Source organism: Azospirillum tabaci, assembly GCF_014596085.1.
GTDB lineage: Bacteria > Pseudomonadota > Alphaproteobacteria > Azospirillales > Azospirillaceae > Azospirillum > Azospirillum tabaci.
The window spans coordinates 66472-87064 of record NZ_JACCJY010000001.1 but is presented as its reverse complement, the minus strand read 5'-3'; the positions used below and the strand labels follow the sequence as shown (position 1 = coordinate 87064).

Annotated in this window: 19 protein-coding genes; 6 read left to right on the top strand and 13 right to left on the bottom strand. The window is 69.3% G+C overall.

Annotation, left to right across the window (positions count from 1 at the left end; all coding sequences use genetic code 11):
• Positions 1-83: 83 nt before the first annotated feature.
• Positions 84-1670: a DUF3369 domain-containing protein gene (locus tag H0B54_RS00400; protein WP_188258812.1), complete on the top strand. Its 1587-nt coding sequence runs from the start codon at positions 84-86 to the stop codon at positions 1668-1670.
• Between the two features lie 28 nt (positions 1671-1698).
• On the opposite strand, the gene H0B54_RS00395 is transcribed toward H0B54_RS00400, so the two are convergent.
• The 7 genes from H0B54_RS00395 to H0B54_RS00365 all read right to left on the bottom strand — a co-directional run bounded on the left by H0B54_RS00395 (position 1699) and on the right by H0B54_RS00365 (position 8997).
• Entirely contained in the window at positions 1699-2208 is a 510-nt protein-coding gene (locus H0B54_RS00395) for a response regulator (RefSeq protein ID WP_246472182.1), read from the bottom strand.
• 511 nt (positions 2209-2719) lie between these two features.
• Positions 2720-5116, bottom strand: coding sequence for a phenylalanine--tRNA ligase subunit beta (gene pheT / locus H0B54_RS00390; protein WP_188258811.1), 2397 nt, complete (start codon positions 5114-5116; stop codon positions 2720-2722).
• A 13-nt stretch (positions 5117-5129) separates the two neighbouring features.
• The gene (gene pheS, locus H0B54_RS00385) at positions 5130-6197 is read right to left on the bottom strand and encodes a phenylalanine--tRNA ligase subunit alpha (RefSeq protein WP_014238728.1); all 1068 of its coding nucleotides are present in this window, start codon (positions 6195-6197) and stop codon (positions 5130-5132) included.
• Between the two features lie 122 nt (positions 6198-6319).
• Positions 6320-6691, bottom strand: coding sequence for a 50S ribosomal protein L20 (gene rplT / locus H0B54_RS00380; RefSeq protein WP_014238729.1), 372 nt, complete (start codon positions 6689-6691; stop codon positions 6320-6322).
• 21 nt (positions 6692-6712) lie between these two features.
• Positions 6713-6913 carry a 50S ribosomal protein L35 gene (gene rpmI, locus H0B54_RS00375; protein WP_094301526.1) on the bottom strand — a complete coding sequence of 67 codons (201 nt, stop codon included), beginning with the start codon at positions 6911-6913 and terminating at the stop codon, positions 6713-6715.
• A gap of 164 nt (positions 6914-7077) precedes the next feature.
• Entirely contained in the window at positions 7078-8028 is a 951-nt protein-coding gene (gene pip, locus H0B54_RS00370) for a prolyl aminopeptidase (RefSeq protein ID WP_188258810.1), read from the bottom strand.
• Between the two features lie 129 nt (positions 8029-8157).
• A complete protein-coding gene (locus H0B54_RS00365; RefSeq protein WP_188258809.1) occupies positions 8158-8997 on the bottom strand; it encodes a thermonuclease family protein in 840 nt (279 codons plus the stop codon).
• Positions 8998-9081: 84 nt separating this feature from the next.
• Here H0B54_RS00365 and H0B54_RS00360 point away from each other — a divergent pair, with 84 nt between their 5' ends.
• The gene (locus tag H0B54_RS00360; protein ID WP_246472181.1) at positions 9082-10548 is read left to right on the top strand and encodes a M48 family metalloprotease; all 1467 of its coding nucleotides are present in this window, start codon (positions 9082-9084) and stop codon (positions 10546-10548) included.
• A 91-nt stretch (positions 10549-10639) separates the two neighbouring features.
• Positions 10640-12613: an adenylate/guanylate cyclase domain-containing protein gene (locus tag H0B54_RS00355; protein ID WP_188258808.1), complete on the top strand. Its 1974-nt coding sequence runs from the start codon at positions 10640-10642 to the stop codon at positions 12611-12613.
• A gap of 86 nt (positions 12614-12699) precedes the next feature.
• Here H0B54_RS00355 and H0B54_RS00350 read toward each other — a convergent pair whose 3' ends face one another.
• From H0B54_RS00350 to H0B54_RS00330, 5 genes are all read right to left on the bottom strand, one after another.
• Positions 12700-13602, bottom strand: coding sequence for an RNA polymerase factor sigma-32 (locus H0B54_RS00350; protein WP_094301521.1), 903 nt, complete (start codon positions 13600-13602; stop codon positions 12700-12702).
• Positions 13603-13876: 274 nt separating this feature from the next.
• Entirely contained in the window at positions 13877-14692 is an 816-nt protein-coding gene (locus H0B54_RS00345; protein WP_094301520.1) for a hypothetical protein, read from the bottom strand.
• Positions 14693-15007: 315 nt separating this feature from the next.
• Positions 15008-15508, bottom strand: a complete 501-nt coding sequence (locus tag H0B54_RS00340) for a CarD family transcriptional regulator (protein ID WP_014238739.1) — start codon at positions 15506-15508, stop codon at positions 15008-15010.
• Positions 15509-15827: 319 nt separating this feature from the next.
• Positions 15828-16160, bottom strand: a complete 333-nt coding sequence (fdxA, locus tag H0B54_RS00335) for a ferredoxin FdxA (RefSeq protein WP_094301519.1) — start codon at positions 16158-16160, stop codon at positions 15828-15830.
• A 144-nt stretch (positions 16161-16304) separates the two neighbouring features.
• Entirely contained in the window at positions 16305-17228 is a 924-nt protein-coding gene (locus tag H0B54_RS00330; RefSeq protein ID WP_188258807.1) for a LysR family transcriptional regulator, read from the bottom strand.
• 94 nt (positions 17229-17322) lie between these two features.
• On the opposite strand from H0B54_RS00330, the gene H0B54_RS00325 reads away from it, so the two are divergent.
• The 3 genes from H0B54_RS00325 to H0B54_RS00315 all read left to right on the top strand — a co-directional run bounded on the left by H0B54_RS00325 (position 17323) and on the right by H0B54_RS00315 (position 19739).
• Complete coding sequence (locus H0B54_RS00325) at positions 17323-18552, top strand: YbfB/YjiJ family MFS transporter (RefSeq protein WP_246472180.1); 1230 nt, start codon at positions 17323-17325, stop codon at positions 18550-18552.
• 9 nt (positions 18553-18561) lie between these two features.
• A complete protein-coding gene (locus tag H0B54_RS00320) occupies positions 18562-19176 on the top strand; it encodes a DUF938 domain-containing protein (protein ID WP_188258805.1) in 615 nt (204 codons plus the stop codon).
• Between the two features lie 131 nt (positions 19177-19307).
• Complete coding sequence (locus tag H0B54_RS00315) at positions 19308-19739, top strand: CBS domain-containing protein (RefSeq protein ID WP_246472179.1); 432 nt, start codon at positions 19308-19310, stop codon at positions 19737-19739.
• A 73-nt stretch (positions 19740-19812) separates the two neighbouring features.
• Here the strand turns inward: H0B54_RS00315 and H0B54_RS00310 are convergent, their stop codons facing one another.
• Positions 19813-20544 (bottom strand): TerC family protein, encoded by a 732-nt coding sequence (locus H0B54_RS00310; protein WP_094301516.1) that lies wholly within the window; start codon positions 20542-20544, stop codon positions 19813-19815.
• Positions 20545-20593: the final 49 nt, after the last annotated feature.

Here is a 20593-nt window from a genome sequence, read left to right as displayed (position 1 = left end):
GCATCGATCGTTGCGGTAGGCGGGCGCGACCGTGCCGTGTTAATCTTTCTTGCTCCCCGCCCGTTCCGCCCCAGGCTTTGCCCATGACCGACTCCGACGACGAGTTCCTCTTTCTGGACGACCAGGACGGCGACGGCAACGGCGAGACCGGGTCGCCGGCCACCGGGAACCGGTGGAAGATGATGATCGTGGACGACGAGCCGGAGGTGCACTCCATCACCAAGCTCGTCCTGGCCGATTTCGCCTACAAGGGCCGCTCCGCCCAGTTCATCTCCGCCTATTCCGCCGCGGAGGCACGGACGATCCTGGAGCGGGAGGAGGACATCGCCATCATCCTGCTGGACGTGGTGATGGAAACCGACGACGCCGGGTTGCAGCTCGTCCACCACATCCGGGAGGAGCTGAAGAACCGCCACGTCCGCATCATCCTGCGCACCGGCCAGCCCGGCCAGGCGCCGGAGCGCGCGGTGATCCTCGACTACGACATCAACGACTACAAGGCCAAGACTCAGCTCACCGCCCAGCAGCTGTTCACCACCACGGTCGCCGCCCTGCGCTCCTACGAGGACATCATGGCGATCGAGATGAACCGGCGCGGGCTGGAGAAGATCATCGAGGCGTCGTCGTCGCTGTTCCAGGCGCGCTCGATGAAGCTGTTCGCCGCCGGCGTGCTGACGCAGCTGTCCGGCATCCTCGGCGTCGGGCCGGACGCCATTTTGTGCGTGCAGCGCGGACCGGTCATCAGCGGCGCGGCGGATGGGCTGTATGTCCTGGCCGGTTCCGGCCGGTTCGAGACGCTGATCGACGAGCCGGCGGCCAACCATGTGGAGCCCGCCGTTCTCGCGGAGGTGAAGCGCTGCCTGGAGTCGCGCGGCAACCGCTACGCCGCCGACCATTGCACGCTCTACATCCGCACGCCGAACGACCGCGAGAACGTGGTCTATCTGAGTTCCGACCGGCCCCTGTCGGACCTCGACCGCAACCTGATCGAGGTGTTCTGCCGAAAGATCTCGGTCGGTTTCGACAATCTGCATCTGTACGAACAGTTGCGGCGCAGCCAGGAGCACACGGTCATCGCCATGGCCGATCTGGCGGAACGCGCCGGTCATCCAAGCGCGGACGCCGAAATCGGCCCGCGCATCGCCCTGGTGACCGACCGCATCGCCCGCCGGCTGGCCGAGGAGGGGCGCCATCCCGCCATTCTCGACACGGTGTTCCTGGAGTCGGTCGGTCTGGCCGCCATCCTCCACGACGTCGGCAACGCCACGCTGGACCCCGCCATTCTCGGCAAGACCGGGCCGCTGACCCCGGAGGAGCGGGCCGTCATGCAGGCCCACACCACCATGGGCTGGGACCTGCTGGACCGCGCCAGCCGGCGCTCCGACGGACGGACCCATCTGCATCTGGGGGCGGAGATCGCCCGGTCGCATCATGAGAATTGGGACGGCACCGGCTATCCCGACCGCCTGCGCGGCGACGCCATCCCGCTGAGCGCCCGCATCGTCGCGGTGGCCGACAGCTTCGACGCCATGACCCGCGACCGCCCCTACCGCAAGGCGCTGGACCATGACGTGGCGGTGGCGGAGATCCGGCGCCTGTCCGGCAGCCGGTTCGATCCGGTGGTGGTCGACGCCTTCCTGGCGGTGTCCGGCAGCCTGCGCCGGGAGTGACGCCGGCGCTCCATCCCGGTGGGCGTCGTCAGCCGGCGCCGCTCATCAGCGTGTCCACCATGTCCTTCAGCGGACCGATCTGCACCGGCTTGTGCAACAGCCGGCAGCCCAGGGCAGCGGCTTCGGCCTGACGTTCCGGCATCGTGTCGCCGGTCAGGATCAGGGCGGGCACCGGGGCGCCGACATGGGCGCGCACCATCTCCACCGCCTGGGCGCCCGTGCCGCCGGCCGGCAGGAAATGATCGGCCAGGACCAGCCCCGGACGGCCCGTCGCCTGCGGCAACCGCTGCGCCAACTCGTTCAGCGACAGGGCGGTCAGCACGTCATACCCCCAGGCCTCCAGAAGCAGCGCCAGACCTTCCACGATCGACCGGTCATCGTCCACCACGATGACGAGCCGGCTTGCCTCGTCCGGGGCTCCTCCATCGCCGTCTTCGCGGCGGAACGCGCCGCCGCTTCCCACCGGACCATTGCCGGTATCCCCGGTCATGGCGAGGACGGAAGCGGTTTTGGCGTTGTCGTTCGTTAAGCTCACCATTGGATTTTTCACCAGAGCTGAGGGCGGCGGAGCCAGGGCACCCCGCGCCGTTTCCAACATGACCAACTCAAAAAAGAACGAAAAAATATTAAAAAAATCGAAATATCAGCCCGACAAATTTTTTAGAATGCTGTCATGTATCGTGGAAAGAAAACATTCCATTTCTGAAATTTATAGCCCGCGCTGTGTAGCATCGGGACAATACGGACGCATGATTTGCAAACTTATGTTCATTCGCTTTATCTGATGGACCAACTCCATTCAACTCTGAAAAAGCGCATATGCGGCGCGTCCGGATGCTGCACCGAAACGCGGCCCAAACATTGGACCACACCGTCCTCTGCCAATCCAGACGTGTCGACTCCGGAACAATCCTTTGAACTGTCCGTATCGGGAGCCGTTCCATCCGGATATAGAAAAACAACGGGCCCCCGCCTTGCGGCGGAGGCCCGAACTTTGTCTTACGAAATTGAACCCTTTTCCGGGTCCGCAGCCTTTGGATGCGCCGGCGTCAGCTGCGCAGGCTGCCGCCCGTGGCCTTGGCGACCGCGGCGACGATCTTCTGGCCGATGGCCTCGATCTCCGGCTCGGTCAGGGTCCGCTCGGTCGGCTGGAGCGTGACGGAGAGGGCGACGGACTTCTTGCCCTCCTCCAGGTTCGCGCCCTGATAGACGTCGAAGACCGTCACGTCCTTGACCAGCGCCTTGTCGGCGCCCTTGGCGGCGCGGATCAGCTTGTCGGCCTCGACATCCTTGCCGACGACGAAAGCGAAGTCGCGCTCCAGCGGCTGGAAGGGCGAGAGCTGGACCAGCGGACGCGCCGTGCCGCCCTTCTTCTTGGGCAGCGGGATGGCGTCGAGGAAGACCTCGAAGCCGACCACCGGCCCCTTGACGCCCAGCGTGCCGAGCACGGTCGGGTGGATCTCGCCGAAGCGGGCCATCACCGTCGGGCCGAGGCGCAGCACGCCCGAGCGGCCGGGATGGTACCAGCCCGGCGCGTCGGTGGTGACCTGCAGGTTGGTCACCGGCGCCCCGGCGGCTTCCAGCACGGCCAGCGCGTCGGCCTTGGCGTCATAGGCATCGACGCCGCGGGCCTTCTCCGCCCAGTGGCGCGGCACCGCGTTGCCGGCGCGGATGCCGGCGGCCACGATGTCCTGCCCGTCCGGCGACGGCTTGCGGAAGGCCGGGCCGACCTCGAACAGACCGGCGTCGGCGTAACCGCGGTCGGCGTTGCGCCCGGCGGCCTGGATCAGGTTGCCGAGGATCGACGGGCGCATCACGTCCAGGTCGGCGCTGATCGGGTTGACCAGCGTCAGCCCCTCGCCAACCCCGCCGAACAGCTCCGCCACCGGACCGGCCATGAAGGACCAGGTGACGGCTTCCGACAGGCCGCGGACGGCCAGCGTGCGCTTGGTCAGCCCGACGCGGCGCTGTTTGGTGGTCAGGGCCGGACGGGTCAGCACGCTGTCGCGCGGCAGCGGAGTCGCCGGGATGGCGTCGAAGCCGTGGATGCGCAGCACCTCCTCCACCAGATCGGCCTCGCCGTGGATGTCGGCGCGCCAAGAGGGCGGAACGACGCGCAAAGCACCGTCGGCGTCCTCGCCGACGATCTCGCAGCCGAGGTCGATCAGGATGCGGGTCTGCTCGTCGCGCGGCACCTCGACGCCGCCCAGCGCGGCGACCCGGCCCGGACGCAGGGTCAGGGTGCGGCGCCACTGCGGCTCCTCGCCGGCGATCACGAGGTCGGAGGCCTCGCCGCCGCAGATCTCCAGGATCAGGCGGGTGGCGCGCTCCATCCCCGGCACCACCGCCGCCGGATCGACGCCGCGCTCCAGCCGGTAGCGGGCGTCCGACTCGATGCCCAGCTTGCGGCCCGTCTGCGCCGTGCGCACGGTGTCGAAGATCGCCGCCTCCAGGAAGACGTTGACCGTCGTCTCGGTGCAGCCCGACGCCTCGCCGCCGATGATGCCGCCCAGCGCCTCGGCCCGCTCATGGTCGGCGATGACCGTCATGCTCGGGTCGAGCACGTATTCCTTGCCGTTCAGCGCCGCCAGCGTCTCGCCCTCGCGGGCCATGCGGACGACGATGCCGCCCTTGACCTTGTCGGCGTCGAAGGCGTGCAGCGGGCGCGACAGGTCGAAGGTGATGAAGTTGGTGATGTCGACCAGCGCGGAGATCGGGCGCAGGCCGATGGCGACCAGCTTGTCGTGCAGCCACTTCGGCGACGGGCCGTTCTTCACGCCGCGGAAATAGCGGCCGACATACATCGGGCAGGCGTCCGGCGCCTCGATGGTCACGCCGAACGGGCTGGCGAAGGCGCCCTTGACCGGCTCCGCCGCCAGCGGCTTCAGCGTGCCCAGACCGGCGGCGGCGAGGTCGCGGGCGATGCCGCGCACCCCGGCGCAGTCGGCACGGTCCGGCGTCAGGCTGATGTCGATGACCGGATCGCCCAGGCCGGCATAGTCGGCGTAGGCGACGCCGACCGGCGCGTCCTCCGGCAGCTCGATGATGCCGTTGTGCTCCTCCGACAGCTTCAGCTCGCGCTCCGAGCACATCATGCCGTTCGACTCGACGCCGCGGATGACGCCCTTCTTCAGCGTGATGTCGGAGCCGGGGATGTAGGCCCCCTCCGGCGCGAAGACGCCCTTCAGCCCGGCCCGCGCGTTGGGCGCGCCGCAGACGACCTGGAGCTTCTCGGTGCCGGTGTCGACGACCAGGACGCGCAGCTTGTCGGCGTCCGGGTGCTTCTCGGCGGAGACGACGTGGGCGACGCGGAAGGGCTTCAGCTCCTTCGAACGGTCCTCCACCCCTTCGACCTCCAGGCCGAGGGCGGTCAGCTTCTCCACGATCTGGTCGAGCGTGGCGTCGGTCTCCAGATGGTCCTTCAGCCAGGACAGCGTGAACTTCATGGGTCCGGCTCCTTTAGCGCGTCAGGCCCTGGGCCATGCTGGGAACGTCGAGCGGCACGAAGCCGTAATGCTTCAGCCAGCGGAGGTCGGCTTCGAAGAAGGTGCGCAGGTCGGGGATGCCGTATTTCAGCATCGCCACGCGCTCGATCCCCATGCCGAAGGCGAAGCCCTGGTACTTGGTGCTGTCGATGCCGCAGGCCTCCAGCACGTTGGGGTGCACCATGCCGCAGCCCAGGATCTCCAGCCAGTCGCCGTAGTTGCCGAGCTTCAGCTCGCCGCCCTTGCGGGAGCAGCCGATGTCCACCTCCGCCGACGGTTCGGTGAAGGGGAAGAAGCTGGGGCGGAAGCGCAGCGGCAGGTCGTCCACGTCGAAGAAGGCGCGGCAGAACTCGATCAGGCAGCCCTTGAGGTGCCCCATGTGGGTCGCCTCGTCGATGACCAGCCCCTCGATCTGGTGGAACATCGGGGTGTGGGTCATGTCGTAGTCGGACCGGTAGGTGCGGCCCGGCGCGATGATGCGGATCGGCGGCTTCTTGTTCAGCATGGTGCGGACCTGCACCGGGCTGGTGTGGGTGCGCAGCAGCATCTTCTTGTCGCCGGCATCCGGCAGATAGAAGGTGTCGTGCATGTCGCGGGCGGGGTGGCCCGGCGGGAAGTTCAGGGCGGTGAAGTTGTGGAAGTCGTCCTCGACGTCCGGCCCCTCGGCGACGCTGAAGCCCATCTCGGCGAAGATCGCCACCATCTCGTCGATGGTCTGGCTGATCGGGTGGATGCGCCCCTCGGTCTCCGGACGGACCGGCAGGGTGACGTCGATGCGCTCGGCCTGGAGGCGGGCCTCCAGATGGGCGCGGGCGAGGTCGGCCTTGCGGCCGTCGATGGCGGCGGCAATCTCGTCCTTCAGCGCGTTGAGCTGCTGGCCGCGCTCGCGCCGTTCGTCGGGCGACAGGCCGCCCAGCTCCTTCATGAAGCCGGTGATGCGCCCCTTCTTGCCGAGCGCGGTGACCCGCACCTCTTCGAGGGCCGCGAGGTCGCCAGCGGCGTTGACCTGCGACAGGAGTTCGTCTTTCAGCGCATCGAGCATGTCATTTCCCGCGAGCCATAAGGAAGTGCGAGCGTAAAGAAAAAGGGAGCCGGCCCAGAGGCACGGCTCCCTTCTTTCGTGTCCGGCGCCGGACCGGGGTTTCCGCTTTCGCGGCGAACCCTTTAGGCGGCGGCCTTGGAGGCGAGAGCGGCCTGGGCCTGATCGACGATGGCCTTGAAGGCCTCCGGCTCACGGGCGGCCAGATCCGACAGGACCTTGCGGTCGATCTCGATGCCGGCCAGCTTGATGCCGTTGATGAAGCGCGAGTAGGTCAGGCCGTACTGGCGCACACCGGCGTTGATGCGCTGGATCCACAGGCCGCGGAAATCGCGCTTCTTGTTGCGGCGGTCGCGATACGCGTATTGAAGGGCCTTTTCGACCTTCTCGATCGCGATGCGGAAGTTCTTGGAGTTGCGGCCCCGGTAGCCCTTGGCGAGCTTCAGGATCTTGCGGTGACGGGCGTGCGTGGTGACGCCGCGCTTAACACGAGCCATGGTTCAGATTCCCTTACGATATCAAGCGTTGCGCAGCCAGTTCTTCAGCACGATCTTCTGGTCCGGCTCGGCCAGGGTCATCATGCCGCGCGCGTTGCGCTTCATCTTCGGGCTCTTCTGCTCCAGGCAGTGGCGCTTGAAGGCCGCCTGGGCGCGCACCTTACCGGACGCGGTCACCTTGAAGCGCTTCTTGGCGCCGCTCTTCGTCTTCAGCTTGGGCATTTTCAATCCTTGCGTTGGATGTTCCCGACTGACGGTTGGGCATGCCCTGGGTCTCGGACCCGGCCTCGCCGCCCGTTGGAGCGCAGGGTTATACGCGCGGCCACGCCGCAACGCAAGGGGGAGCGAACGCGGGAGAGGTATGAGGGGTCCGGCGCGCCCCTTCGTTACCGGTACTCCTTGAACCGTTCCGTCGCCTGGACCAGGGCGGCGCGGATGCCCGGTTCCATGGCGGAATGGCCGGCGTCGGGCACCACGCGGTAATCGGCTTCCGGCCAGGCCCGGCGCAACTCGTCGGCGCTGGCGATGGGGCAGACGATGTCGTAGCGGCCCTGGACGATCGCCCCCGGCAGATGCCGGATGCGGTGCACGTCGCGCAGCAGCCTGTCCTCCGGGGTGAAGCGGTTGGAGCGGAAGTAGTGCGCCTCGATGCGGGCGAGGCCCAGCGCGTGGGTGTCCTCCGCGCTCGTCGCGATCAGTTCCGGCGAGGGCAGCAGCGAGGAGCAGGAGCCCTCATACATGCTCCACACCCGCGCCGCCGCCATGCGGGTCGCCGCATCCGGCGCGTTGAGCCGCCGCCAATAGGCCTCCAGCAGGTCGCCGCGCTCCTCCGGCGGGATGTGGCCGGCGAAGGTGGCCCAGGCCTCCGGGAAGATCGTGCGCATGGAGTAGAGAAACCAGTCGACCTCCGCCTTCCGCATCAGGAAGATGCCGCGCAGGATCAGCCCCAGGCAGCGTTCCGGATGGGTCTGCCCGTAGGCCAGCGCCAGCGTCGATCCCCAGCTTCCGCCGAACAGCAGCCAGCGCTCGATCCCCAGATGGCGGCGCAGCCGTTCGGCGTCCTCCACCAGCAGCTCGGTCGTGTTGCGCCGCACCTCGCCCAGCGGGGTGGAGCGGCCCGCCCCGCGCTGGTCCATCACGACGATGCGGTAATGGCCGGGATCGAAGAAACGCCGGTGCGTCGGCGAGGCGCCCGCCCCCGGTCCCCCGTGCAGGAACAGCACCGGCACGCCACGCGGGTTGCCCGACTGCTCCCAATAGAGGGTGTGGATCTCGTCCACGGGCAGGAAGCCGGTCTGGTAGGGGTCGATGGGCGGGAAAAGCTCGCTGCGGGGCATGAAGGGGTCCTGTCAGTCCGGGCCGGATCGTCCGGCCCACAGAGTAGCCGATCCAAGGAATCCGGCCCAATCATTCCCGGTGCCGGTCCGCAGCGAGTGTAGGGCGCCGGTCCGGCCTCCGCCACTGGCTCACTCCTCATCCTCGTCATCGGCGACATCCGGCGGCGGGGCTGAATCATGCTGTGCGGCGCGGACGGGTGGGCCATGGCCGTCCAGACGCTCGATCTGCTCGGGATGGGTCGCCTCGATCAGCGGGCCGGCGCGCAAGCCCACCCAGCCGCGCACGCGGACGACTCGGCCCTCGTAGGACAGCGGGTCGATGCCGGCGGCGACGAACTCGCGCAACGCGGCGCGCCCGATGTGCACGGTGACGTCGGTCTTCCAATCCTCGCCGAAGTCCAGATAGGCGTCGCCGCCCGCCTTGCTCACCCGCAGCACCCGCCCCTCGACGATCTGGAAGCTGTCGCGGTCCCGGCGCAGCGCGTCCGGGTCGGCGGCACGCACGGCGTAGGCGCGGGTCCGCCAGATGCCGCGCTCGGCCGCCCGCGCGCCGGCCTCCGCCGCCAGCATTTCGCGGGCCAGGGCGCGGGCGTCGGGCCGGGTGTGCACGCGGGCAAGGCCGCGCGCCAGCAGTTCGCCCTGGAGCCACAGCCCGTCGCCGCGCACCACCTGGGCCAGCAGGCGCCCGTGCCGGTCGGTCCGCGCCTCCCCCCGCACCGTCAGGCGCTGCCCGAGGGCCAGCTCCGCCAGCGCCCTCGCCGCCGCCTCGGCCAGCGGCCAGCTCTGGCCCGGCTCCGCCCCCATGGGCGGTGCTGCGGGCTCGATGCCGGCCAGACGCAGGCTGCGGCCGTCCTCCAGCAGCAGCGTGGCGCCGTCGGTCACCGCGGCGACGCGCAGTTCCGGCGGCCCGGCGGTATTCGCCAGCAGCAGCAGGGCGGACAGCATCAGCGAAGGAATGCGGCGCGGCATGGCGGGGGAAGGTGGGAAGCCGTGGAACAGGCGGGCCGGGCGGGGAGTTTGATCTCTGCGAGCCCCTTTCCGATATGACGACTCATGACGCCCGAACCGACGACCGAACGCAAGCCGTCTTCCCTGTCTCCGCTGCGCCGGATCGCCGCCGCGGGGCTGGCCGTCCTGCTGCTCACCTCGGCCTGCGCCCCGGCCAGCGCCCAGCTGCTCGGCGGCAGCGAGGAGTCCATCGGCGCGCAGGAGCATCCCAAGATCCTCGCCCAGTATGGCGGGGCCTATCCCGACCAGCGGCTGCAGGCCTACATCACCGGCATCGGCAACCGGCTGGCCGCCCAGACCGACCGTTCCGGCCCCTGGACCTTCACCGTTCTGGACAGCGACGTGGTGAACGCCTTCGCCCTGCCCGGCGGCTACGTCTACATCACCCGCGGCCTGCTGGCGCTCGCCAAGGACGAGGCCGAGGTGGCGAGCGTGCTGGGGCACGAGATCGGCCACGTCATCGCCCACCATGGCCAGGAGCGTCAGACCAACCAGACCATCGCCGGTCTGCTCGCCGCCGGTATCGGCCTCGTGCTGGGCAGCCCGGAGCTGGCGCAGATCGCCAACATCGGCGGCACCGCCCTGCTCGCCCGCTACTCCCGCGGCCAGGAGACGGAGGCCGACCGGCTGGGCATCGAGTATTTGCACCGCGCCGGCTACGACCCCTTCGCCATGGCGACCTTCCTGGAGACCATGCGCCGCGACACCCAATATTCCGGCTTGCGTTCCGGCAAGGGCGCGGCCGAGGGCGGCTTCGACTTCTTCGCCACCCACCCGCAGACCGCGTCGCGCGTCGACGAGGCGGCGGCCATCGCCCGCGAGCTGCCCCGCGGGGCGCGGCCCGTCGATCCCTACATGGCGGCGATGGACGGGGTGATCTACGGCGACAGCCCGGAGAACGGCTTCGTCCGCGGCCGGACCTTCGCCCACCCGCAGCTGGGCATCGCCTTCGACGTGCCGCAGGGCTACAGCCTGCTCAATGGGGCGCAGCAGGTGATCGCCAAGGGTCCCAACGGCGGCGCCATCGTGTTCGACGGCGGCAAGGCGCCGGGCGGGCGCGATCCCGCCGCCTATCTGACCGGCACCTGGGCGCAGGGGGCGCCGTTGCAGGGGCTGCAATCCTTCACCGTCAACGGCATGCCGGCGGCCACCGCACTGACCCAGGGCAAGACCGACGCCGGGGCGGTGGACGTGCGGCTGGTCGCCATCCGCGCCGACTCCGGCACCCTCTACCGCTTCACCTTCCTGGCCCCCGGCGGCGCGCTGTCCCGCTTCGACGCGGACTTCCGCCAGACCGCCGGCAGCTTCCGCCGGCTGACCCGGCAGGAAGCCGCGTCCTACCAGCCCCGGCGAATCCGTGTGCTGACCGCCCGCCCCGGCGACAGCGTGGAGGGCTTCGTCCGCCAGATGCCGCGGGAGCCCTACGCGGAGGAGTTGTTCCGGATCATCAACGATCTGCCGCCGGGCACGCCGATCGAGCCCGGACGCCACGTGAAGATCATCACCGGCTGACAAACGCCGGGTTGAAGGCGGGGTGACCGTTACAGGACGCGGCGCGATGGCCGATTGCCGATGGCCGCGTGCGTCCTGTAGGCTTCTCGCCATGGCTGACCACCCCACCAAACGGCGTTTTCTGCGAACCGGCTTGCGCGTCTCCGGGCTGAAGGAGGCCGTGCGCAAAAAGGGTGGTGCGCGCCGGACGCGTCCGCCCGCGCTGGGCCGCCCGCGCCTGCGCCTGCCCATCGCGGCGGTGCTGGTGGCGGGCTTCGGGTCGCTGATGCTGCTGGCGGTGGCCAGCGTTCTGGTGCTCGGCCTCGTCAGCGCCAGCCGGAACACCTTCACGCTGCTGAACGACCGCGCCGACCTCGCCCTGTCGGGGGTGGAGGTGCGCATCCGCAACCAGCTCAACCCCGCGCGGGACATGGCCCGTTTCGTGGCCGGACTGATGGAGCGGGGGGAGCTGGACCCCGCCGATTCCCGCTCGCTCCAGGACACGCTGCGCGGCGCGCTGGCCGGGGCGCCGGACGTCACGGGCATCGCCTTCTTCCATCCCAACCGCACCGGCCTGCGCGCCGACCGCTTGGGCAACCAGCTCCACATCGGGCGGGAGGATCTGCGCCACGAGCCGGAACTGGGGCCGGAGCTGCGCAACGGCGCCGACCGCACCACCGCCGTCTGGGCCGACCCGCTGTGGTCGAAGGAGGCGGGGACCAGCTTCGTCACCCTGTTCCAGCCGGTGCGGCGCAACGGCGTCTATCTGGGGCAGGTGGTCGTCGGCGTGTCGCTGGGCGACCTGTCGCGCTTCCTGTCCACGCTTTATGTGGAGCAGGGGCTGAACGCCTTCGTCCTGTTCGACCGGCAGCATGTGCTGGCCCACCCGTCGCTGGCTGGCATGAAGTTCGACTTCTCCACCAAGACCGACGGCCCGCCCCTGCCGCGCATCGATCAGGTGGCCGACCCGGCGCTGGCGGCGCTCTGGCAGACCGGCCAGCCGGTGGACGCCTTGAAGAAGCGGGTGGAGGGCCGGATCGTCAACGTGCTGGACGAGGATTACCTGTTCCTGATGCGCAGCATGGCCGGCTACGGCCAGCAGGACTGGATCATCGGCATCAGCTTCCGCGCCAACGAGGCCAGCGCGGAGGTCCGCCGCCTCTACACCACCGGCCTCGCCGGGCTGGGCATCCTGCTGATCTCGGTGGCGGTGGCGCTGATCGTCGGGCGGCGCATCAGCACCCAGGTGGCCCACCTGGCCGAGGCCGCCGACCGCGTCCGGACCTTCGAGTTCCGCGAGATCGCCGAACTGCCCGATTCGCGCCTGCGCGAGCTGGCCCGCGCCAACAGCGCCTTCAACGCCATGGTCGCCGGCCTGCGCTGGTTCGAGACCTATGTGCCGAAGGCTCTGGTGCTGCGGCTGATGCACCGCCGCGGCGGCCTGACCAGTTTCCAGTCGGAGGAGCGGGAGGTGACGGTGATGTTCACCGACATCCGCGGCTTCTCCCGCATGGCCGAGCATATGGGCGCCGCCGACACCGCCGCCCTGCTGAACGAGCATTTCACCCTGCTCGCCAACTGCATCGAGGCGGAGGGCGGCACGGTGGACAAGTTCATCGGCGACGCCATCATGGCTTTCTGGGGCGCGCCGGAGGAGCAGCCGGACCACGCCGCCCGCGCGCTGCGCGCCGCCCACGCCATCACCCGCGCCGTGCGCGCGGGCAACCGTCGCCGCGCGGCGGAGGGGCTGCCGCCGATCCGCGTGCGCATCGGCCTGCATTCCGGGCCGGTGGTGGTCGGCAACATCGGCTCGGTGAGCCGGATCAACTACACGATCGTCGGCGACACCGTGAACGTCGCCGCCCGCATCGAGGAGCTGGCCTCCGCCCTGCAGGGGGACGAGGAGGTCATCGTCCTGTCCAGCGCCGCCACCGCCTTCCAGGGCGACGGCGCCGCCCCGCTGGACTGCGTCGGCGACCGCACGCTCCGCGGACGCACCGGCACGACCGAGGTGTGGCGGGTGACTCTGGATGGCGATGGCGGGGGAGATGGTGCGGGGGCGGTTCGGGAGGAGGAGAAGGCGTAGAGCGGCTTTGCCCCACCGCAACCTGCCCCCTCCCTAACCCTCCCCTGCGACAGCGGGGGAGGGCCAGGGTGGGGGCAAGCGGTCTGCTACGCGTCCGCCAGCAGATCCCCGAACCCCTCCACCCGCTTCAGCATCGACTGGCGCAGCTTCAAAAGCGCGCGATGTTCAAGCTGCCGCACGCGCTCCTTGCTCACCCCCAGCTCGCGGCCCAGCTCCTCCAGGGTGGCGCCCTCCTCGCGCAGGCGGCGCTCCTGGATGATGGTGCGTTCGCGCGGGCTGAGTTCGCCCAGCGCCTCGGCCAGCCACTGCGAGCGGGTGCGGCTGTCGCGCATGCCGATCACCACCTCCTCCGGCGAAGGGCGCTGGTCGGCCAGGAAGTCCTGCCAATCCTCGTCGGAGCCGTCGGCGACCGGGGAGTTCAGCGACTGGTCGGACGCGGACAGGCGCATCTCCATCGCCTCCACCTCGGTCACGTCGACCTGGAGTTCGCCGGCGATCCACTCCCGCCCCTCCTTGGTCAGGCCGTTGCCGGAACCGGTGCCGCCCTGGCTGAGGCTCTCGATGCGGGCACGCAGGCGGCGCAGGTTGAAGAACAGCGACTTCTGCGCGGCGGTGGTGCCGGTGCGGACGATGGACCAGTTGCGCAGGATGTAGTCCTGCATCGCCGAGCGGATCCACCAGGCCGCGTAGGTCGAGAAACGAACCTCGCGGTCCGGCTCGAACCGGCTGGCCGCCTGCATCAGCCCGACATTGCCCTCCTGCACCAGGTCGCCCATCGGCAGGCCGTAATTGCGGAACCGCGCGGCGGTCGCCACCACCAGCCGGGTGTAGGCGCGGACCAGCTCGTGAAGGGCCCGTTCGTCGCCGCCCTCGCGCCATTTGCGGGCCAGATCGAATTCGTGGTCGCGCGTCAGCAGAGGCTCACGCATGGAGGCCTTGATGAAACTCAGGTTCGCGCGCTGAGTCTCGGGATCGTCGATGTAAGCCATACGTCCCTTCCTTCCCGTCTGGGCGGCCGCGTTTCAGGCTGCTCGTGCCCTGTGCTGCGGAGTCCGAAGGGACAGGCCCCCTCAGGTCCAATGATCCGTCGGTTCACCGGGGCCGGTTCGCCTCGGATTGCCGACGGTTGGGACAACAGCCGTTCCCCTCGCCCTGTTGCACGTCATACGCAGCACAAGACGTTTCGGATCATCCGCACCGGAAGGGATTCGGTGGCGGAGGCCGAAGGGATGGGTAAGACGGTTAAGGAAAAAGGGAGATGGGTCAGACCTGGAACAGGTCCAGGATCTCACCCGAAGGCGACAGGCATCCACAAACGAGGTGCCCACCCAACCCGCAATTGCCGTCCAGGGTCGCCACGCGGTCGGTCACGGCCACACCCTTGCGGGCCGGGTCGTAGCCCCGCACGACGCGGGCGAAACCACCATAAGGCTCTGACATCTGGGCGAAACCGGGAGCCCCCCACCAGAAGGCGTCGCCCTGGTGGTTCAGCGGGCGGCGGGTGTCCACACCGGCGCTGACCAGCAGCACGCCGCCCTCCCCAGGCTCCGGGCCGGTGCAGTAGGCGGCACGGCGCAGGGTGTTGAACACATTTTCGTGACCGGGCTGCGCGTGCATCGCCTGACGCAACCCCTGGGTCCAGCGGCCGAGCGTCATGGTGCCGCCGCGGGCGGCCGCCATGCCCTGCTCCACCGTGCCGCCATAGGCGGCCAGCGTGGCCCCCGCCCCGTGGCGGGTCATCCAGTCGAGAACCTGCTGCGGATCGGGCGCGAACTGGAGCTGGAGCAGCTTGTGCCACATCTCCTCCTGCGCGCCGCGCAGATAGACGATGTCGCCGGCCTCCATGCCCCGCCAGCTCAGCAGCCAAGTGCGGAAGGCCAGCAACGCGTCCACCGTCTCCAGAACCCGTTCGCCCCAGCCGACCATGTTGCCGAGATAGACGAGCCGGTCGCCGGGCAGGAAGCGCGCCGCGATCACCTCGTGCACGGCGTGGAGATGGTCCGTCTGCGCGTGGATCGAGCCGACGGCCCAGATGCGCCGCGGGTTTCGGAGATCGATGAATTTCTGCGCTTCAGACATGCCGGAGACGCTCACCCCATCCAGCGGTCACGGACCGGCCCAGAACAGGCCGGGGGCGGGAGTGTAGGCGCCGCGCGGACCCGGCGAAAGACGAAAACTTAAGACAAAGGCGCGGCCAAAGCGCCGCGCCTTCATCGTCAACATCACAATCGGAAACCGGTTCCCGCTTCCGTCCCGGGAGAGGGAGGGACCCGCCGCGAAGCGGTGGGAGGGTGAGGGTGCCACCAAGGATAAGCACCCCGATCCTCGTGCGACCCTCACCCGCCTGCTTCGCAGGCACCCTCTCCCGGGGCGGGAGAGGGTTCTCATCCAAAGTCAGGCGGCCTTCTTGAGGACCAGCTCCAGCCGCTCGGTGGCCTTGGTCTCGTCGATCTTCTCGACGGCGGCCAGTTCGCGGGCCAGACGCTCCAGGGCGGCCTGATAGATCTGGCGCTCGCTGTAAGACTGGTCGGACTGGTCGGCGCCGCGGTACAGGTCGCGCACGACCTCCGCGATGGCCACCGGGTCGCCCGAGTTGATCTTGGCCTCATACTCCTGAGCGCGGCGGCTCCACATCGTGCGGCGGACGCGCGAACGGCCCTGCAGCGTCTCCAGGGCGACCTTGATGCGGTCCTTCGTGCTGAGGCGGCGCAGGCCGGCGGCCTTGGCCTTGCCGACCGGAACCTTGAGCGTCATGCGCTCTTTTTCGAACGTGATCGCGTAGAGCTGAACATCCATGCCAGCGATGCTGTGGGTCTCGATTCCCTCGACCCGACCGACGCCATGGGCCGGGTAGACGACGAAGTCACCGGCCTCGAAGTCAAGCTTGTTCGACATTTGGGTTGGCTCTCACTTCTCGCGATCGCGCCATTTTGCCGCCCCGGTGGAGGGGGCGAAAAAGGCCCGGTGACAACGACACACCGTGGGGATGGGGTCCTCCACGCCGCGCACTGTTGCACTGAGCCCTTGGTCGATGGGAAATCCGGCAATGACGCTGAGGCCGGCTCCGGGCGCGTATTATAGCGATGTTACGGCCGGGTTACAAAGGCTACGCGCGGGCAGCCGTCCGGATTCTGACGTTGCCCGCCGATGGCCGACCTGTCGTTTTTGCATGGCGACAAAAGAACGCCATGCGCAGCAATAGTCCCGACTCAGCTTAGCCGCCGGCCTTCGGGGAGAAGAACTTCTCGAACTTGCCATCCACGCCCTTCATGGCGTCGGCGTCGGGCAGGGCATCCTTCTTGCGGGTCAGGTTGGGCCACTGCGCCGCGTAGTCGCGGTTCAGCTCCATCCACTTCTCCGCGCGGCCGTCGGTGTCCGGCACGATGGCCTCCGCCGGACACTCCGGCTCGCACACGCCGCAGTCGATGCACTCATCCGGGTGGATGACCAGCATGTTCTCGCCCTCGTAGAAACAATCCACGGGGCAGACCTCGACGCAATCGGTGTACTTGCACTTGATGCAGTCTTCCGTCACGACGTAGGGCATGATTCGTTCTCCGCTGTTCTCGCCAGTTCCGGCGGTGTTCACGCGCCGGGGTTCGAGTCGCTTCGATGGACGCTTCGACTGACGTGCTCGCGCGTGGGCGCGGTTGAGGGCATGAATGGACCATGACCCGACCGCGGCGCTTGCCTAGCACGCCGCCCGAGACGGGATCAACCCCGCCGGTTGTGTGGGCGCAAGCGACGCAGCCCCACCCTCCGAATTCCCCTCCATGACCGCCTCCAGGAAGGTGCGCAGCGCCACCGTCTCCATGGAATCCACACGCCGGACGAAACGGGTGGGCATGCGCGCCAGTTCCGGCGGCAGCGGGCGGGTGGCGAACAGACCGCGCCAGGGCTCCCGCTCCACCACGACGCGGGGCAGGACGGTGACGCCCATGCCGGCGCCGACGCAGCCCAGGATCGCCTCCAGCGCCCCGAACTCCATCACGCGGTAGGGAACCCGCCCGGCCTCGCGCATCGCCGTCTCGGCCCGCGCGCGGTAGGCGCAGCCGCGCCGGAAGGCCAGCAGGGTGTTCCGTCCGGACTCGCTGGTGATGCCGCTGGCGGGTTCGACCAGCACCAGCTCCTCCTCGAAGACGGGCTGGCTGACCAGTTCCGGATGCTCCACCGCTCCGGAGACGAAGGCGCCGTCGATGCGCCCGGCCAACACCTCCCCCAGCATGGTTTCGGTGGGGCCGGGGACGATGGTCAGATCGACGTCCGGATTCTCCGCGTGGAAGCGGGCGAGGATCGGCGGCAGCCGCACGGCGGCGGTCGTCTCCATGGTGCCCACGGACAGCCGCCCGCCCCGCCCCGCCGCGTCGGCCACCGCGTCGCGCGCCTGGGCGACGAGGCGCAGCACCCGGTCGGCGTAGTCGGCCAGCACCCGCCCGGCGGGCGTCGGGGCCATGCCGCGGCTGAGCCGGAGGAACAGCGGCACGCCGAGATCCTCCTCCAGCCGCTTCAGCCGCGCCGTCACGTTGGACTGGACGCAGTTCAGCGTCTCGGCCGCCCGGCTGACGCTGCCGGTGTCCGCCACCGCCTTCACCACCCGCAGGCCCGCGAGGTCCATCGCTCCCCTCCCCCGATCCGGACGCATCCCATCACTCATAGTGAAGCATAGCATCGAAACAAATCATTAGAAATGAGGGTTCCACCGCGCGAGGATGAGCGCACAGAAAAACACGAGCCTGTGGGAGGAAAGCATGGTCCGGGTGCTGATCGGCGGCGTGCTGGTGCTGGTCATCTCCATGGGGGTGGGGCGCTTCGCCTTCACGCCGATCCTGCCGGCGATGCAGGCGGCCACCGGGCTGGGCGCCGACGCCGCGGGGCTGCTCGCCTCGCTGAACTATCTCGGCTACTTCCTGGGAGCGCTGGGCGTCGGGCTGGTGCCGCAGGGCGCGGCGCGCACCGCCGTCTTCCGCACCGCGCTGATCGCCAGCGTCACCTCCACCGCCGGGATGGGCTTCACCGACGACTTGGCGGCCTGGGCCGCGCTGCGCTTCGTCTCCGGGCTGGCCAGCGCCGGCCTGTTCATCCTGGGCATCGCCATGACGCTGGACGCACTGGCCCGCGCCGGGCGGGAGTCCTGGACCGGCTGGCTCTACACCGGCGTCGGTCTCGGCATCGCGTCGAGCGGCCTGTTCGTCGCCGTGATGGGCGACCGGTTGGGCTGGCGGGGCGACTGGCTGTGGCTGGGGCTGGCCTGCCTGGGCTTCGGCACCCTGTCCTGGCTGTGGGTGAGCGACCCGCCGCGCGAGCCCGGCCACACCGTCGCCGCCCGATCGTCGACCCGCCCCTCCGCCCCTCCCTCCGCGCCCATGATCCTGCTGACGCTGGCCTATTTTTTGGAGGGCGCCGGCTACATCGTCACCGGCACCTTCCTGGTCGCCATCCTGAAGACCATGCCGGAGACGGCGCAGCTCGGCGCCGCGGCCTGGATGGTCACCGGTCTGGCGGCCATGCCGTCGGGCATCGTCTGGGCGGCGGCGGGACGGAAGCTCGGCCTCTGGCGGGCGCTGATCCTCGCCCATGTCGTGCAGGCCGTGGGCATCCTGCTGCCCATCACGGGCTCTCCGGCGGCGGCCGTGCTGTCGGCCGTGCTGTTCGGCGGAACCTTCGTCGGCATCGTCACCCTGTCCTTCACGCTGGGGCGGCACCTGTCGGGCGGGGCGTCGGCCCGCGTCATCGGCGCGCTGACCGCCGTCTACGGGCTGGGGCAGATCATCGGGCCGGTGCCGGCGGGGCTGGTGGTGGCGCGCACCGGCAGCTTCGATTCCGCCCTACTGGGGGCGGCCGCCGCGGTGCTGGCCGGTGCGCTTCTCCTCGCCGCCGGGGCCTGGATGGCCGGACGCTCCGGCCCCGCCGCGGTTGCCCTGGGCGCCGGGCGCGGGTAGCCTCCCCCCATGTTCGATCCGCTGCACCCCGAGGAGTCCCGCCGCCACGCCCCCGCGACGGAGCGCAACCGCGCTCCCATCCTGGAGGTGCTGCGCCGCGTTCTGCCGCCCCAAGGTCTGGTTCTGGAGGTGGCGAGCGGCACCGGCCAGCACGCCGCCGCCTTCGCCGCGGCGCTGCCCGGCGTGACCTGGCAGCCGAGCGACCCCGACCCGGGCCTGCGCGACAGCATCCGCGCCTGGGCCGCCGCGGCGGCGCTGCCCAACCTGCGCGCCCCGCTGGACCTCGACGCCGCCGCTGCCGACTGGCCGGTCGGCAGCGCCGACGCGGTGGTCTGCATCAACATGATCCACATCGCCCCGTGGGAGGCGGCGCTCGGCCTGTTCGCCGGGGCCGCCCGCCTGTTGCCGGTGGGCGGTCCGCTGCTGCTTTACGGCCCCTTCACGCGCGGCGGACGGCACAGCGCCCCCAGCAACGCCGCCTTCGACGCCGACCTGAAGGCCCGCAACGCCGCCTGGGGCGTGCGCGACCTCGACGCGGTGGAGCGTGCCGCCGCCGGCTTCACCCTGGCCGAGCTGGTGGAAATGCCCGCCAACAACCTGACCGTCGTCCTGCGCCGCAACTGAACCCCCGCCCGATCCCCAATCCGGACCACCTCGCCCGAGGTGCGGTTTTCTGCCGCAGTTTTGCAACCGCGATATTTGCTATTGTTTCCCTACAGAGCGTAAGTTTGTAAACAAATTACAAAATGGGGGAAATGATGAAGCGGAAGCTGGTTCCGGACGTGGTGAAGTCGCAGGAACTCATCCTGGTGACGGAGGACACCTCCGTCCTGACCGTGTCGAAGCTGATGGCGGAGAAGAACATCGGCGCCGTGCTGGTGGTGAACCACGGCGACCTCGTCGGCATCGTCACCGAGCGCGACCTGAACAACAAGGTGCTCTCCACCCAGATCGACGCCTTCGAGACCGAGGTGTCGGCGATCATGACCCGCAACCCGGACACCCTGCCGCCCGACGCGGACGCCATCGAGGCGCTGACCCTGATGCAGTCGAAGCATTACCGCCACCTGCCGATCACCCAGGGCAAGCGCGCGGTCGGCATCGTCTCGATCCGCGACCTGTTCAAGCTCGCTTACGAGCATCTGGTGGAGGAGGTGGAGTTCCGCGACGGTCTGATGCGGACCTGAACCCCAAACGGCGAACGGGCCGCCCCCGCGAAGGGGCGGCCCGTCGACAAGCCTTGGCAAGTGGGCCGGAGCGTCAGTGCGCTTCGGCCCTCTTCCGTTTGCGGCGGGCGGCGGCCATCAGGTTCAGCGCCTCGACCAGCGTCGAGAAGGCGATGGCGAAGTACAGATAGCCCTTCGGGATGTGGAAGCCAAAGCCGTCGGCGATCAGCGCCACGCCGACCAGCAGCAGGAAGGACAGGGCCAGCATCTTCACGGTGACGTGGCGGTTCACGAAGTCGCCCACCGGGCGGGCGGCGAACAGCATCACCGCCATGGCGATGACGACGGCGGTGACCATCACCGGCAGGTCGTTGGACATGCCGACCGCAGTGATCACGCTGTCCAGCGAGAAGACGATGTCCAGCACGATGATCTGCCCGACCACCGCGCCGAAGCTGGCGACCTTGGGGGCGGCGCTGCCCTCCTCGTGGCCTTCCACGGTGTGGTGGATCTCGACGGTGCCCTTGGCCAGCAGGAACAGGCCGCCGCCGAGCAGGATCAGGTCGCGGCCCGAAAAGTCCATGCCCAGCACGCTGATCAGCGGCTCCGTCAGGGTCGCCACCCAGGAGATGGAGGCGAGCAGCAGCAGCCGCGTGATCAGCGCCAGCGCCAGACCGAGCTGCCGGGCCTTCTGCTGCTGGTGGACCGGCAGCTTGGCCGCCATGATCGAAATGAAGATGATGTTGTCGATGCCGAGCACGATCTCCAGCGCGGTGAGCGTCAGGAGGCTGGCCCAGACCTGCGGGTCGGAGAACAGTTCGAGCATGGGGGCGGCGGGCTCCGAAAAAGTCGGCCGTTGCGGGATTATTTTGCGC

What these genes read in the sequence shown, in the direction of transcription:
- H0B54_RS00400 (WP_188258812.1), top strand. Translation starts at nt 84, where the DNA reads ATGACCGACTCCGACGACGAGTTCCTCTTTCTGGACGACCAGGACGGC.
- H0B54_RS00395 (WP_246472182.1), bottom strand. Translation starts at nt 2,208, where the DNA reads ATGGTGAGCTTAACGAACGACAACGCCAAAACCGCTTCCGTCCTCGCC.
- pheT (WP_188258811.1), bottom strand. Translation starts at nt 5,116, where the DNA reads ATGAAGTTCACGCTGTCCTGGCTGAAGGACCATCTGGAGACCGACGCC.
- pheS (WP_014238728.1), bottom strand. Translation starts at nt 6,197, where the DNA reads ATGCTCGATGCGCTGAAAGACGAACTCCTGTCGCAGGTCAACGCCGCT.
- rplT (WP_014238729.1), bottom strand. Translation starts at nt 6,691, where the DNA reads ATGGCTCGTGTTAAGCGCGGCGTCACCACGCACGCCCGTCACCGCAAG.
- rpmI (WP_094301526.1), bottom strand. Translation starts at nt 6,913, where the DNA reads ATGCCCAAGCTGAAGACGAAGAGCGGCGCCAAGAAGCGCTTCAAGGTG.
- pip (WP_188258810.1), bottom strand. Translation starts at nt 8,028, where the DNA reads ATGCCCCGCAGCGAGCTTTTCCCGCCCATCGACCCCTACCAGACCGGC.
- H0B54_RS00365 (WP_188258809.1), bottom strand. Translation starts at nt 8,997, where the DNA reads ATGCCGCGCCGCATTCCTTCGCTGATGCTGTCCGCCCTGCTGCTGCTG.
- H0B54_RS00360 (WP_246472181.1), top strand. Translation starts at nt 9,082, where the DNA reads ATGACGCCCGAACCGACGACCGAACGCAAGCCGTCTTCCCTGTCTCCG.
- H0B54_RS00355 (WP_188258808.1), top strand. Translation starts at nt 10,640, where the DNA reads ATGGCTGACCACCCCACCAAACGGCGTTTTCTGCGAACCGGCTTGCGC.
- H0B54_RS00350 (WP_094301521.1), bottom strand. Translation starts at nt 13,602, where the DNA reads ATGGCTTACATCGACGATCCCGAGACTCAGCGCGCGAACCTGAGTTTC.
- H0B54_RS00345 (WP_094301520.1), bottom strand. Translation starts at nt 14,692, where the DNA reads ATGTCTGAAGCGCAGAAATTCATCGATCTCCGAAACCCGCGGCGCATC.
- H0B54_RS00340 (WP_014238739.1), bottom strand. Translation starts at nt 15,508, where the DNA reads ATGTCGAACAAGCTTGACTTCGAGGCCGGTGACTTCGTCGTCTACCCG.
- fdxA (WP_094301519.1), bottom strand. Translation starts at nt 16,160, where the DNA reads ATGCCCTACGTCGTGACGGAAGACTGCATCAAGTGCAAGTACACCGAT.
- H0B54_RS00330 (WP_188258807.1), bottom strand. Translation starts at nt 17,228, where the DNA reads ATGGACCTCGCGGGCCTGCGGGTGGTGAAGGCGGTGGCGGACACCGGC.
- H0B54_RS00325 (WP_246472180.1), top strand. Translation starts at nt 17,323, where the DNA reads ATGAGCGCACAGAAAAACACGAGCCTGTGGGAGGAAAGCATGGTCCGG.
- H0B54_RS00320 (WP_188258805.1), top strand. Translation starts at nt 18,562, where the DNA reads ATGTTCGATCCGCTGCACCCCGAGGAGTCCCGCCGCCACGCCCCCGCG.
- H0B54_RS00315 (WP_246472179.1), top strand. Translation starts at nt 19,308, where the DNA reads ATGATGAAGCGGAAGCTGGTTCCGGACGTGGTGAAGTCGCAGGAACTC.
- H0B54_RS00310 (WP_094301516.1), bottom strand. Translation starts at nt 20,544, where the DNA reads ATGCTCGAACTGTTCTCCGACCCGCAGGTCTGGGCCAGCCTCCTGACG.